Origin of the sequence: Dactylosporangium fulvum (assembly GCF_025137375.1) — a bacterium.
GTDB lineage: Bacteria > Actinomycetota > Actinomycetes > Mycobacteriales > Micromonosporaceae > Dactylosporangium > Dactylosporangium fulvum.
On sequence record NZ_CP073720.1, the window covers coordinates 246,725 to 260,212 of the forward strand.

12 protein-coding genes and 1 pseudogene are annotated in these 13,488 nt (G+C 72.2%); 9 read left to right on the forward strand and 4 right to left on the reverse strand.

The window, feature by feature from the left end:
- Positions 1–530: 530 nt before the first annotated feature.
- Complete coding sequence (gene acs, locus Dfulv_RS01165; RefSeq protein WP_259860730.1) at positions 531–2,495, reverse strand: acetate--CoA ligase; 1,965 nt, start codon at positions 2,493–2,495, stop codon at positions 531–533.
- 149 nt (positions 2,496–2,644) lie between these two features.
- Here acs and Dfulv_RS01170 point away from each other — a divergent pair, with 149 nt between their 5' ends.
- A complete protein-coding gene (locus Dfulv_RS01170) occupies positions 2,645–3,388 on the forward strand; it encodes a Fic family protein (RefSeq protein WP_259860731.1) in 744 nt (247 codons plus the stop codon).
- Positions 3,389–3,418: 30 nt separating this feature from the next.
- Here the strand turns inward: Dfulv_RS01170 and Dfulv_RS01175 are convergent, their stop codons facing one another.
- Together Dfulv_RS01175 and Dfulv_RS01180 are read right to left on the reverse strand one after the other, a co-directional pair.
- On the reverse strand, positions 3,419–3,721 hold the full coding sequence (locus Dfulv_RS01175; RefSeq protein ID WP_259860732.1) for a hypothetical protein: 303 nt from the start codon (positions 3,719–3,721) through the stop codon (positions 3,419–3,421).
- Positions 3,722–4,055: 334 nt separating this feature from the next.
- Entirely contained in the window at positions 4,056–4,883 is an 828-nt protein-coding gene (locus Dfulv_RS01180; RefSeq protein ID WP_259860733.1) for an HAD family hydrolase, read from the reverse strand.
- Positions 4,884–5,642: 759 nt separating this feature from the next.
- On the opposite strand from Dfulv_RS01180, the gene ssd reads away from it, so the two are divergent.
- From ssd to Dfulv_RS01215, 7 genes and pseudogenes are all read left to right on the forward strand, one after another.
- Positions 5,643–6,722: a septum site-determining protein Ssd gene (gene ssd, locus Dfulv_RS01185; RefSeq protein WP_259860734.1), complete on the forward strand. Its 1,080-nt coding sequence runs from the start codon at positions 5,643–5,645 to the stop codon at positions 6,720–6,722.
- Positions 6,723–6,786: 64 nt separating this feature from the next.
- A complete protein-coding gene (locus Dfulv_RS01190) occupies positions 6,787–7,950 on the forward strand; it encodes a TadA family conjugal transfer-associated ATPase (protein ID WP_259860735.1) in 1,164 nt (387 codons plus the stop codon).
- Positions 7,947–8,768: a type II secretion system F family protein gene (locus tag Dfulv_RS01195; RefSeq protein WP_259860736.1), complete on the forward strand. Its 822-nt coding sequence runs from the start codon at positions 7,947–7,949 to the stop codon at positions 8,766–8,768. Before Dfulv_RS01190 ends, Dfulv_RS01195 begins: the two co-directional genes overlap by 4 nt.
- On the forward strand, positions 8,765–9,370 hold the full coding sequence (locus tag Dfulv_RS01200; protein WP_259860737.1) for a type II secretion system F family protein: 606 nt from the start codon (positions 8,765–8,767) through the stop codon (positions 9,368–9,370). Before Dfulv_RS01195 ends, Dfulv_RS01200 begins: the two co-directional genes overlap by 4 nt.
- A 45-nt stretch (positions 9,371–9,415) precedes the next feature.
- Positions 9,416–9,595 (forward strand): DUF4244 domain-containing protein, encoded by a 180-nt coding sequence (locus Dfulv_RS01205; RefSeq protein ID WP_259860738.1) that lies wholly within the window; start codon positions 9,416–9,418, stop codon positions 9,593–9,595.
- Positions 9,592–10,008, forward strand: a complete 417-nt coding sequence (locus Dfulv_RS01210) for a TadE family type IV pilus minor pilin (protein ID WP_259860739.1) — start codon at positions 9,592–9,594, stop codon at positions 10,006–10,008. The genes Dfulv_RS01205 and Dfulv_RS01210 overlap by 4 nt, the downstream gene beginning before the upstream one ends.
- Positions 10,005–10,424: pseudogene (locus tag Dfulv_RS01215) on the forward strand (Rv3654c family TadE-like protein); the annotation flags it as partial. The gene Dfulv_RS01210 and the pseudogene Dfulv_RS01215, both read left to right, overlap by 4 nt.
- Positions 10,425–10,666: 242 nt before the next feature.
- Here the strand turns inward: Dfulv_RS01215 and Dfulv_RS01220 are convergent.
- Positions 10,667–12,961: a DEAD/DEAH box helicase gene (locus Dfulv_RS01220; protein WP_259860740.1), complete on the reverse strand. Its 2,295-nt coding sequence runs from the start codon at positions 12,959–12,961 to the stop codon at positions 10,667–10,669.
- A 152-nt stretch (positions 12,962–13,113) separates the two neighbouring features.
- Between Dfulv_RS01220 and Dfulv_RS01225 the strand changes: the two genes are divergently transcribed.
- Complete coding sequence (locus Dfulv_RS01225) at positions 13,114–13,485, forward strand: STAS domain-containing protein (protein ID WP_259860741.1); 372 nt, start codon at positions 13,114–13,116, stop codon at positions 13,483–13,485.
- Positions 13,486–13,488: the final 3 nt, after the last annotated feature.

Genomic DNA, 13,488 nt, shown 5'->3' on the forward strand with positions numbered 1-13,488 from the left:
GCAGAGGGGCGGCCCCGGTCCCGGGGGCCGCCCCTCACTTGGCCTGGCCTCCATGATCCATAGCGTGGTGGACGCCGCGCCTGAGATCGTGGAGGTTCGCCACGCGCTCGATATGTGACGCACTGTGACGTCCGGAGTGCCGGCCCGCCGATGGCGACAGAATCGTGATTCCGTCAACGCCGACACTGCGCCCATGGGGCCAAGTAGCAATCCGTGTCTATTCGACCACCGAAGGCGCATCTACATCGACCAACGTCAAACCCTGATTCGAGGGGCGAACGCCATGGGCCGATCCAGAATCGCGCCTCGATCAGTGCGCGACGGCCGCCGGTGTGGGCCATCGTCGCGAGACGGGCGCAGATCCCCAGCAACGTGCGCGGCCCGACGCGGCGGGCGGGTCGGGGACGAGCACGCTGAACCGCAGGCCGACCGCCGGTGGCCCGGCGGCGGCGCATCCAGGCCGAAGACGCCCTGGCCCGGCGTAGCGTTCGGGCTACGCCGGACCAGGGCGGGCGAACATGGGCGGGCGGTCAGTCCTCCGACTTGCCCGAATTCAGGCCGGACGAGATCAGGTCCATCACCGTCGAGTCCTGCAGCGTGGTCACGTCGCCCAGGCTGCGGTTCTCGGCGACGTCGCGGAGCAGGCGGCGCATGATCTTGCCGGAGCGGGTCTTCGGAAGCTCGGGCACGAGCATGATCTGCCGCGGCTTCGCGATCGGGCCGAGGGTCTTGGCGACGTGGTTGCGCAGCTCCTGGATCAGAGCCTCGCCGGCCTCGCCGTCGGTGTCGACGCCGCCGCGCGGGATCGTGAAGGCCACGATCGCCTGGCCCGTCGTCGGGTCGGTCGCGCCCACGACCGCGGCCTCGGCGACCTTCGGGTGGCTGACCAGCGCCGACTCCACCTCGGTCGTCGAGATGTTGTGCCCGGACACCAGCATGACGTCGTCGACCCGGCCCAGCAGCCACAGGTCGCCGTCGGCGTCCTTCTTGGCGCCGTCGCCGGCGAAGTACATCCCCTGGAACCGGGACCAGTAGGTCTCCTTGAACCGCTCGTCGTCGCCCCAGATCGTGCGCAGCATCGAGGGCCACGGCTCGCGGAGCACGAGGTAACCGCCGCCGCCGTCGGGCACCGAGTTGCCCTGGTCGTCAACGACGTCGGCGGAGATGCCGGGCAGCGGGCGCATCGCGCTGCCGGGCTTGGTCGCGGTCACGCCCGGGAGCGGGGAGATCATGATCGCGCCGGTCTCGGTCTGCCACCACGTGTCGACGATCGGGCAGCGCTCGCCGCCGATGTGTTCGCGGTACCACATCCAGGCCTCGGGGTTGATCGGCTCGCCGACCGACCCGAGCAGGCGCAGCGACGACAGGTCGAACTGCTTGGGGATGTCGTCGCCCCACTTCATGAAGGTGCGGATCGCCGTCGGCGCGGTGTACAGAATCGTGATCTTGTACTTCTGGACGAGCTCCCAGAACCGGCCGCGGTGCGGCGTGTCGGGAGTCCCCTCGTACATGACCTGCGTCGCGCCGTTGGACAGCGGGCCGTAGACGATGTAGCTGTGGCCGGTCACCCAGCCGATGTCGGCGGTGCACCAGTACACATCGCTGTCCGGCTTGAGGTCGAACACCGCGTGGTGCGTGAAACTGGCCTGGGTCAGGTAACCGCCGGTGGTGTGCAGGATGCCCTTCGGCTTCGCCGTGGTGCCCGACGTGTAGAGGATGAACAGCGGGTGCTCGGCGTCGAACGCCTCGGCGGTGTGCTCGGCCGAAGCGGTCTCGACGACCTCGTGCCACCACAGGTCGCGGTCGTCCTTCCACTCGACGTCCTGGCCGGTGCGGCGGACCACGAGGACCTTTTCGACGCTGGGCGTCCTGGCCAGGGCCTCGTCGACGATCACCTTGAGGCCGCTGGGCTTGCCGCGCCGGAAGCCGCCGTCGGCGGTGATGACGACCTTCGCGTCGGCGTCGTTGATGCGGCCGCTCAGGGCGTCGGCGGAGAAGCCGCCGAAGACCACGCTGTGGGTGGCGCCGATGCGGGCGCAGGCCAGCATGGCGATCGCGGCCTCGGGGATCATCGGCAGGTAGATCGCCACCCGGTCGCCGGTCACGACGCCGAGGCTGGTCAGCGCGTTGGCGGCCTGGCAGACGGAGCGGTGGAGATCGGCGTAGGTGATCGTGCGGGTGTCGCCCGGCTCGCCCTCCCAGTGGATGGCGACCTTGTCGCCGCGGCCGGCTTCGACGTGCCGGTCGAGGCAGTTGTACGCCACGTTGAGCTTGCCGCCCACGAACCACTTGGCGAACGGCGGGTTGGACCAGTCAAGTGTCTGGTCCCACTCCTTGGCCCAGCTCAGCCGCTGTGCCTGCTGCTCCCAGAACGCCAGCCGGTCCTCCTTGGCCTCGGCGTAGGCGCTGTCGGTGAGGTTGGCGGCGGCAGCGAACTCGGCAGATGGCGGGAACTGCCGCGTCTCGTTGAGAAGGTTTTCCAAGGTGTCGCTCATCAGTGACGGCTCCTCGATGTGGTCCAGCTCTCGCAAGCAGGCTAGTTGGGGGGTGTGGCAAGAAGCGAGGCTTCTGCGCCGAGCGGCTCCTCTGCAGCGCCGGGTTTCTCTAAACATTGTTCACAGTAGTGGCACGATACCGTCTGGTGGTGCCAAGTGATCCGCTCGCTCCATTGCTCGATCTTGCCGACGTCGCGCCCGCTTTCGAGCAGGCCCGAGCCACCGTCGACTCTGCCATGCGCAACCGGGCCCTGCGTCGTTCGGGTGGCCCGGTGGCCGCGGAGGTGGCATTACGCACATCGGTGGCCAGCGCCGCCCTCGACACGCACGGCTTCGACCTCGAGGGGGTCCGGGCGGGCGTGGTCACCGACCCGGTGGTCCACGGCGCGCTGCGCGCCACGGCCGCACTCGACGGGCTGACGGCCACCTGGACGCGCGCGCCCCGGCAGGTGCTGGCCAAGCTGCACACCCTCGTCGCCCGCGACGTGGTGCCGGCCGCTGAGCTGGGCCGTCCGGTCGGCCCGCAGGCGGCGTCCCGGCTGGCCGCGCTGGCCGAGCTGATCACCGGCGGGACCACGGTGCCGGTTCTGTTGCAAGCCGCGGTCGTACATGCCGAGTTGCTGGCCCTGAAGGCATTCGCGGGGCCGAACGGGGTGGTGGCCCGCGCCGCCGGGCGCCTGACGCTGATCGCCGGCGGGGTCGACCCGCGGGGACTGCTCGCGATGGACGTCGGGCACCGCGCCCGCGAGCCGGAGTACGTCGGGTCGGCCAATGCCTTCGCCACCGGTACACCCGACGGGGTCCGCTCCTGGCTGCGTCACTACGCGGCGGCGGCCGAGCGGGCCGCTGAGGAACTGACCGAGGTCTGCGAGGCGGCCACGGACCGGGGATAGTTTCCGTGGCCGCCACGCAGTTGGTGCTGGTTACGCGTTCTGCGCCTTCGCCTGCCGGATCGTCTGGACCAGCAGGAGGATCGGCGCGACGAAGGCGTAGAAGAAGATCTGCACCGACCCGCCGTCGAAGATGAAGAACAGGTAGAACGCGTAGCCGAGGAACCCGACGCCGAACAGGCCGTTGAGGACACGCAGGCCGATCGACGTCTTGAGGAACGGCTGCACAGCCAGCGCGAGCAGCAACAGGCCGCTGATGCCCAGCGCGGCGATGTAGCCGAGGAACATGCCGTCACTCATCTCGGTGACCGCCAGCACGTCCGTTGCGGTGTTCATGAAAACTGCCTCCGGGGTGGGGTGTGGGGGTATGGCGGCGACAGGATAGATCGCCAACAGTGTCCCCGTGTGCCCCGAAAACAGTGAACGGCGCCTCGTTTGCCGGAGGCGCCGTACACACACGTCCGACCGGGTTACCAGGCGTGCACTCCAAGTCCGTTGAACAGCGGTCCTCACAGAGCCGCTGCAACGCGCCTACCGCGGCTGGTCGCTCGTGGGTGCCCGGTGGCCGTGCACGAGGTCGCTCGCGTGAGCGTCGTGACCTCGCATTTCTTTTCTACGCCGCAGACTCCACGATCGGAACCCCTGGCCCGGAGAATGTGACAGGTGAGGCTCAGGTGGCCAGAGCGGCAGCGGCCCGCCGGGCACGGCGGTGCTTGCCGTAGAGCGCCAGCCCGATCGCCAGCGCGGCGCCGATACCGATCGCGGCCGCGGCCACCGGGACGGCCGGCCGCTCACGCAGCCGCCGGCTCAGCGGGATGGGGTGGCGGAACTCGAGCATCGGCCAGCCGCGCTCGACGGCGATGCGGCGCAGGCCCCGGTCGGGGTTGACCGCCGTCGGATGCCCGACCAGGCTGAGCAGCCCGGCATCGGTCACCGAGTCGGAGTACGCGAAGGACTCCGCCAGGTCGTAGTCCCGCTCGGCGGTCAGCTCCTTGACCGCGACCACCTTGTTGGGACCCGCGGCGTAGAAGTCGATCTCGCCGGTGTAGCAGCCGTCCTCGCCGACGTTCATTCGGGTCGCGATGATGTCGCTGATCCCCAGCAGCTCGCCGATAGGTCGGACCATCTCGTCGCCGGAGGTCGACACGAGCACGACGTCACGGCCGGCGGCCCGGTGCTCCGCGATGAGCGCGGCGGCCTCGGCGTAGATGTACGGGTTGATGAGCTCGTCCAGCGTTTCGCGCACGATCTGGCGGACCTGCTCGGCGCGCCAGCCTTTGACGAGAGCGGCCAGATAGTCCCTGGTCTTGGCCATGCTCTGCTCGTCGGAGCCACCGCCGACGCGGAAGATCAGCTGCGCATAGGCACCCTTGATGACGTCGCGCCGGCTGATCAGCCCGTCACGATAGAACGGTCGACCGAAGGCCAAGGCGCTTGACTTGGCGATCACCGTTTTGTCCAGGTCGAAAAACGCGGCGCTACGCCCCACGGCGGGCAAGTGTAGCGGTGGTGGTCACCCTGTGGAGGCCCGACTTGCCCGACTTCTCGTCGCGTCACGCTCGGCTCGCGGTCGATCACGCCGAAGATACCCTCAAGTGAAATATTGATTGGCGTGTTGCAAGCCTGTCCTACTCGACGTATGGCGGTCGACTCAGGCATGCTTATGTTTGCGACGCGGTTTCACGTCCACTACGACAACGACCCGTTATTGACCCTCGGCGGTCGCACCCCCCGTGACCGCTGAGTGGGTTCGGCTCGACCCCCCCGGAGCCGAACCCCCGGCGACCCCCGTCACCCCCCGGCGGGGGTCGTCCCCTCTGTAGGGGACGGTCTTCCAGCGGTGTTGAGCTTCCGGGTGACTTTTCTGCCATATGGCAATTCGGAATATGGCTTCCGAGTTTCGATGGATAGGCCGTATTGACGCCGAGTGCTTTGTTGAGCGTTCACGAAATTTCACACTTGCCCCGTTTCGGCACGTCGTAGTCGCTGCACCCGGGCGGTCGGGTGGGCGGTTACCGCCTGTGACGGTCACGCCGGCTATCGACATCGGACATCGGATCGGTCGGGACCACGTGGCTGCCGGCCATTTTTCTGCGGTACCACCAGAAATGTGATCATGCCTTGAATGGCTGATTTGTCCGGAATTGCATACCAGATCCCCGGACCCACCACGACCCTTGTCCACAAGCCGCCGGCTGTCCACAGATCCGGCCTTGACGGCCCGAAGCCGGTCGGTGGTACGCGCCAAGGTGTTCGCGTGCATCGACCACTGCTCGTCACCGACGACCATGAGCTGCTCGACGACGTGCTCAACCTCGCCGCCGCGCTGCCGCTCGACCTCGACGTGGAGTCCGGCCCGGAGTCCGCGCGGAGCCGCTACACCTCGGCGCCGATCGTCCTGATCGGCGAAGGTTCGGCAGCGGCCTGCGCCCAGGCGCGGCTGCCGCACCGGTCCGACGTGTTCCTGCTGTCCCACGGCTCCGGTCGCCACGGGATGGACCGGCTGACGCTGCTGGCCGACGCCGTCGGCGCCGATCACATCGTGCAGATCCCCGACGGCGCCGGCTGGCTGCTCGACAGGTTCGCCCGGCTCGCCGGCCCGGCAGCCGAACACCGGGGCCGGATCCTCGCCGTGCTCGGCGGGCGCGGCGGGGCCGGCGCCAGCGTGCTCGCCGCCGGACTGGCGGTCACCGCCGGCAACGTCGGCCTGCGCTCGCTGCTCGTCGACGCCGACCCGCTCGGCGGCGGCGTCGACCTGGTCCTCGGCTGGGAGGACCTCGCCGGGCTCCGCTGGCCCGGACTCGCCGAGACCACCGGCGTGGTCGACCCGCCGGCCATGGTCGACGCGTTACCCAGCCGCGGCGACGTCGCCGTGCTGTCCTGCGACCGCGAGGCGCCCGGCGCCGGCCTGCCGTCCGACGCGATGGCGGCCGCGCTCGACGCCGGCAGCCGCGGCCGCGACCTTGTCGTCGCCGACCTGCCCCGCCGTCTCGACGACGCCGCCGTTCTCGCGCTGCGGGCCGCCGACCGGGTCCTGCTGATCGTCCCCGCCGAACTGCGCGCCTGCGTGGCCGCGGCCCGGGTGGCGGCAACCGTCACGCCGCACACTGACGCGCTGCACCTGGTCGTGCGCGGCCCGGCACCGGGCCGGTTGCGCACCCGGCAGATCGCCCGGTCGCTCGGCCTGCCCGTGGCCGGCACGCTGCGGGCCGAGGCCGACCTGCCGCGGCGGCTGGAGCGCGGCGCCCCACCGGCCGGCACCGGCCGCGGTCCGCTCGCGGCGCTGTGCCGCCGCATCCTCGGCGATCTCGGCCTGGCGACGGGGGTGGCGGCATGACCGCCTCCGCTGCGCTCCGGTGGTCATGCCGCTGGGTTGGTTCGGGTTTTCAAGGTAGGTCGGCATGATTCCGGCGAAGGTGATCCCGGGCAAGGTCGTCCAGGGCGGGGCGGTCCACGGCAAGGCGGTTCCGGGCAAGCAGCTCGCTCTGACCACGACGGTGCCGACCGAACCCGGCACCGCCCTCCTCGGCGCGGGCAAGCTCGCGCCGCTGCTCAACGACCCGTCGGTCACCGACGTCCTCGTCAACGGCGTGGAGGTCTGGGTCGACCGCGGCTCCGGCCTGCGCCGGGTGCCCGGCACGCTCGGCGACGAGGCCGAGGTGCGGCGTCTTGCGCAGCGGCTGGCCTCCAGCGCGGGCCGCCGCCTCGACGACGCCAGCCCGTGGGTGGACGTGCGGCTCCCCGACGGCACCCGCCTGCACGCGGTGCTCCCGCCGATCGGGCGGGACGGGCCGTATCTGTCGTTGCGCACGTTCCGGCGGCGGGCGTTCACGGTCGATGAGCTCGTCGCCTGCGGGACCGTCGACCCGGGCGCGGCCCGGCTGCTGGCCGCCGTCGTGGCCGCCCGATTGCCCTACCTGATCACCGGCGGCACCGGCACCGGCAAGACCACGATGCTCTCGTCGCTGCTGTCGCTGGTGCCACCGGCCGAGCGGCTCGTGATCGTGGAGGACGCCGCCGAGTTGTCACCGGCCCACCCGCACGTCGTCTCCCTGCAGTCGCGGATGTCCAACGTGGAGGGCGCCGGCGAGATCACGCTGCGCGACCTGGTTCGTCAGGCCCTGCGGATGCGGCCCGACCGGCTCGTGGTCGGCGAGTGCCGGGGCGCCGAGATCGTCGACCTGCTCGGCGCCCTGAACACCGGGCACGAGGGCGGCGCGGCCACGCTGCACGCCAACTCGCCGGCCGACGTCCCCGCCCGGCTGGAGGCCCTCGGGCTGCTCGGCAGCATTCCGCGGGCGGCACTGCACGCGCTCGTGCTGGCCGCGCTGCGGGTCGTGATCCACCTGCGACGAGGCCCGGACGGGACGCGGGTGCTGACCGAGATCTGCGTCCTGGACGCCCATCCCGACCAGCGCACCGCCGTCGTGCTGACGGCCTGGCGGCGCGGCAGCGGACCGGCCCCGGGCGCCGAGCATCTCGACGCGCTGCTGGCGGCCCGCGACGTGAACCCGCCGCGACCGTCGGGCCCGTGGCGATACGTGCCGGATAAGGGATGGCTATGAGCCCGATCAACCTGGCGTTCGCGGTCGGGATCGTCCTCGCGGTCGTCTTCGCGCTGCTCTGGCTGCGACATCGGCGGCCGGCGGCCCGCCTCGTGCGGCTGTCCGGCCCGCCGGACGACGCCGCGGCACGGTCCGGGCGGCTCGCACGGCTCTCCCGGCGGGCCGCCCGGGTGCTGGCCGAGCGGCCCGTCGCCTCGCTCATCGCCGTCGTGCCGCTCGGCGGCGGGATCGCCCTGCTCGTCGGCGGGCCGGTCGCGGCGGTCGTGACCATCCTGTATGCCGTCACGGCCGTCACCACCGCCCGCCGCATCATGGTGCGGCGTCTCGTGAACCAGGTGCTCGGCGATCTGCTCGAGACGGTCGAGGCCGCCACCGGTGACCTCCGCGCCGGCATCGTGGCCGGCGTCGAGAACCTCACCGTTCGGGCGTCCGGATCGCCGATCCCGGCGGCGGTCCGCGACGACGCGGCCGTGCAGACCGCGGTGGCCCGGCTGGAGGCGGCACAGCGGGTCAGTGCGGAACTCGGCATCCCGCTGGCCGATCTGCTCGACCGGGTCGACGCCGACGTGCGGGCCGGGCAGGCGCTGCGGATCAACGCCGCCGGTCAGGCCTCGACCGCCCAGGCCACGGCCATGCTGCTGATGTGCCTGCCGGTCATGGGGCTGTGGGTCGGTGCCGTCGTCGGGACCGATCCGATCCGGCAGTTGCTGCACACCCCGCTGGGTGGGGCCTGCGCCGTCATCGGCGTCACGCTGCAGACCGCCGGGTTCTTCTGGACCGTCCGGATCCTCGCCGGCATCGGTGAGGAGGCCCGGTGAGCGCCGGGGTGCGCTGGTCGGCGGCGCTGCTGTGCGGACTGGTCCTCGCGGTGATGGTCGGTGGCGTGGCGGGCGTCGTCGTGGGCGTCCTCGCCGCCATGACGGCCGGCCTGGTCCTGCGCCGGGTCGAGTCACCGCAGGTCCGTCGCGAGCGCGCCGTGGCCCGCGCCGACCTGCCGTTCGCCGCCGAACTGCTCGCCGCGGCATTGCGTGCGGGTGCGCCGCCCGACCGGGCCGCGCTCGTCGTCGGCGAGGCGATGGGCGGGCCGGTGGGACTGTGCCTGACCCGCACCGGCCGATCGTTGCGGCTGGGCGCGACGCCGGAGGCCGCCTGGACGCACACGGCCGGCCTGCCCGGCGGCCGGCGTTTCGCCGCCGCGGCCACCCGCAGCGCCGAGCGCGGCACCGCGCTCGCCCAGGTCCTCGACCGTCAGGCCGCCGACCTGCGGCTGGCCAGGGCTGCCGCCGTCGAGGCCGCGGTCAAGCGGGTCGGCGTCCTGGCCGTGCTGCCGGTCGGCATGTGTTTCCTGCCGGCGTTTGTGCTGGTGGGCGTCGTGCCCGTCGTCGTCGCCGTCCTGCGCGAGGTGTTCGTCGCGCTCTGAGACCTGCCTGTCCCAATCCGTAGTTCAGCTCATCGAAGGAGTGCAGTGCACAGCATCCGAACCCGTCTCCGCCTCTGCCGTCTCGGGGACGCCGGAGTCACCACCGCCGAATACGCCATCTGCATGCTCGTCGGGGTCGGCCTCGCCGGCGTGCTGCTGAAGGTCGTCCTATCCGACAGCACGCGCATCGCCCTGACCAACATCATCGGGCGGGCGCTGACATGAGAAGCGACCGGGATCGTGGCGCCCACCGCGGGACAGCGCGGCACCGGCGCCGCCGGATCGGTGCAGCCGGCGGCCCCCGCGACCGCGGCTCGGCGACGGCCGAGCTCGCCGCGGCGTTTCCTGTCGTCGTCCTGCTGCTGCTCGCCGGCCTCACCGGTCTGGCCGCGTTGTCGGCCAAGGTGCGGTGTTCGGACGCGGCCGGCGTGGCGGCACGGGCGGCGGCCCGCGGCGAGCCGGCGTCGGCGGCCGCCTCGCAGACCGCGCCGTCGGGCGCCACGATCTCGGTCCGTCGCGACGGCGACCTGGTGCGCGTGACGGTCCGGTTCCGCGTCCGGCCGATGGCGCTGCTGCCGGCGTTCACGGTCGAGGAGGACGCGGTGGCCATGGTCGAGCCGGAGGCCGAGGGCCAATGACCGGTCCGGGGCGGAGCGGAGGGGCCGGTCATCGTGGGCTCGGCCTGGAGGTCAGGCGGCCGGGGCGGTGCGGAGGGGCCGGTCATTGTGGGCTCGGCCTGGAGGTTAGGCGGCCGGAGCGGGGCGGAGGCCACATAACCCGATCCGGAGCTGCCGGTCGTGAGCGGGGGTCGGCGACGGTGTGGCTGCTGGCGGTCGGGCTGGTCCTCGTGCTCGCCGCGGGCATCCTGACGGCGGCGGGCGGGGCGGTCGTGGCCCGGCACCGGGCGCGCAACGCCGCCGATGCCGGCGCGCTGGCGGGGGCGCTGACGGCGGTCGAGGGCGAGCAGGCGGCGTGCGCGGCGGCCGGCCGTCTGGTGTCCGCCAACGGCGGCCGGCTGGTCTCCTGCCGGGTCGAGGGCCTCGACGTCACGGTGACGGCGGAGCTGTCCGGGCCGGCAGGGCTGGAGGTGCGCGCCTCGGCGAAGGCCGGCCCGGTTCCGCTGGCCTATGCCGTCGGCCGGACCGGCCCGGGGCCGCAGGACCGTCAGGCCGACGCTGTCGTGCCGGCCGGTCCGGGGAGGATCGGTGATCAGGCCGACGCCGTGCAGGCCGGCCCCGGGAGGCCCGTCGTGCCGGTCGGCACCGTTGTGCTGGTCGAATCCCGGAAACCCGCTGGTCAGGCCGCCGGTCGGGACATGGCGTCGAGGACCAGCGACAGGACCCGCACCGCGTCGGCCTTGCCGAGCGGGTTGTTGCCGTTGCCGCATTTCGGGGACTGGACGCACGACGGGCAGCCGTGCTCGCATCGGCACTCGGCGACAACCGTCCGGGTGGCGCCCAGCCATTCGGCCGCGACCTCGAAGGCCCGTTCGGCGAAGCCGGCGCCGCCGGGGTGGCCGTCGTACACGAACACGGTCGGCAGGCCGGTGTCGGCGTGCGCGGCGGTGGAGAGGCCGCCGATGTCCCAGCGGTCGCAGGTGGCGATCAGCGGGAGCAGGCCGATGGAGGCGTGTTCGGCGGCGTGGAGGGCGCCGGGCCAGTCGACGTCGGGGATGCCGGCCTGGTCGAGGGCCTCGGGGGTGACGGTCCACCAGACGGCGATCGTGCGCAGCACGCGTTGGGGGAGGTCGAGCTGGCAGGTGTCGATGACCTCGCCGGTGACGAGGCGGCGGCGTTGGTAGCTGACGACCTGCGAGGTGACCTCGACCTCGCCGAGGGACAGGGTGACCGGGCCGATGGCGCGGGTGTCGCGGACGGCGAGCACGGTGAGGTCGGTGACGTCGCGCGGGTGAGTGCTCCAGTCGGGGTCTTCGGCGTGGACGAGGGCGACGGAGTCGGCGAGGTCGAGTTCGTCGACGACGTAGGAGGTGCCCTGGTGGAGGTAGACGGCGCCGGTGTGGACCTGGTGGTGGGCGGAGCCGGTGTCGACGGTGCCGAGGAGGCGGCCGGTGGCCGATTCGACGACGGCGACGGGGCCGCCGCCGGCGCCGCGGAGGTCGACGTCGGGGCGGTGACGCTCGGTCCAGTACCAGCCGCTGGGGCGTTTGCGGAGGATGCCCGCGGCGGCGAGGGCGTCGAGGGCCGGCTCGGCGGTCGGGCCGAAGATCGGCAGGTCGGCGGGGGTGATGGGGAGTTCGGCGGCGGCGCAGCAGAGTTGCGGGGCGAGGACGTGCGGGTTGCCGGGGTCGAAGACGGTGGCCTCGACGGGGCGGCTGAAGAGGGCCTCGGGGTGATGGACGAGGTAGGTGTCGAGGGGGTCGTCGCGGGCGATGAGCACGCAGAAGGCGTCGCGGCCGGCACGGCCCGCCCGGCCGGCCTGCTGCCAGAGGGAGGCGAGGGTGCCGGGGTAGCCGGCGATGAGGACCGCGTCGAGGCCGGTCAGGTCGACGCCCAGCTCGAGGGCGTTGGTGGAGGCCAGGCCGAGCAGGGTGCCGTCGATGAGGTCGTGTTCGAGGGCGCGGCGGTCCTCGCGCAGGTAGCCGGAGCGGTAGGCGGCGACCCGGGAGCCGAGGCCGGGGACGGCGAGGTCGAGGGAGCGGCGGGCCATGGTGGCGACGAGTTCGGCGCCCTTGCGGGAGCGGACGAAGGCGAGGGTGCGGACCCCGGCGGACACGGCGTCGGCGAGGAGGTCCGCGGTTTCGGAGAGGGCGGACCGTCGTTGCGGCTCGGCGTCGGTAACGGCGTCCGTGGTCTGCGCGGGCAGCAGCGGCGGCTCCCACAGCGCGAACGTCACGCCGCCCCGCGGGGAGGAGTCCTCGGTGAAGGCGGTGACCGGCATTCCGGTGAGCCGCGTGCCGGAGCGGGCGGGGTCGCCGGCGGTGGCGGAGGCCAGGACGAAGCAGGGGGTGGACCGGTAGCGGGCGGCCACCCGGCGGAGGCGGCGCAGCACGTGGGCGACGTGCGAGCCGAAGACGCCGCGGTAGGCGTGGCACTCGTCGACGATGACGTAGCGCAGGCCGCGCAGGAACCTGGCCCAGGAGGCGTGGCCGGGCAGGATGCCGTGGTGGAGCATGTCGGGGTTGGTGAGCACGACCCGGGCGTGCTGGCGGACCCATGCGCGTTCCTCGCGGTTGGTGTCGCCGTCGTAGGTGGCCGGGCGGATGCCGGGCAGGGCCAGGGATTCGAGGGTGCGGAGCTGGTCGGCGGCGAGGGCCTTGGTCGGGGCGAGGTAGAGCGCGGTGGCCCGGTCGTCGGAGAGTAGCGTCGCGAGAGCGGGCAGTTGGTAGGCGAGGGACTTGCCGGAGCCGGTGCCGGTGGCGACGACGGTGTGGGTGCCTTCCCAGGCGGAGGTGGCCGCGGCGGCCTGGTGGCGCCAGGGTGCGGCGACTCCGCGGGCGGCGAACGCCGAGCTCAGCTCGGGTGGGACCCAGGCCGGCCAGGGGACCGGGTCACCGCTGCGCGGTGGGAGTTCCTCGACGTGCGTGAGGGACGCGGAACGGCGCAGTGGCAGGAAGGTTGGCGCGACCGTCACGCCTGCACTCTAAAACACCTGTTCGAAGCTGCGGCGACGGTACGCGCCCGGCGAATGTGGGAAAGGGGGTGGAGCGTCGCCTCGGGGTGGCGTCGATGGTTAGATGCCCGTGGAGGGCTCGGTTCGCGCAACGGCCAGAAGAGGAGGTCCGCATGGAGTTGTCGTTGTCGACGTATGCCTCCGGCGACCATACGGTGCTCGAAGTCGGCGGTGAGGTGGATGTCTACACTGCCCCGCGGCTCCGCGAGAAGCTGGTCGAGCTGGTCGAGCAGGGCTCCCGGCACGTCGTCGTCGACCTGAGCCGGGTCGAGTTCCTCGACTCGACGGGTCTGGGTGTGCTGGTCGGCGCGCTCAAGCGGCTCCGTGCGGTCAATGGCACCTTCGGCCTGGTCTGCTCCCATGAGCGGCTGCTGAAGATCTTCCGGATCACCGCCCTGGACCGGGTTTTCTCGTTGTACGACACCGTGGCCGCCGCGACGAGCGCGGACGGCTCGGACGCAGACCCCAAAGATCCCAAAGCGTAGGTC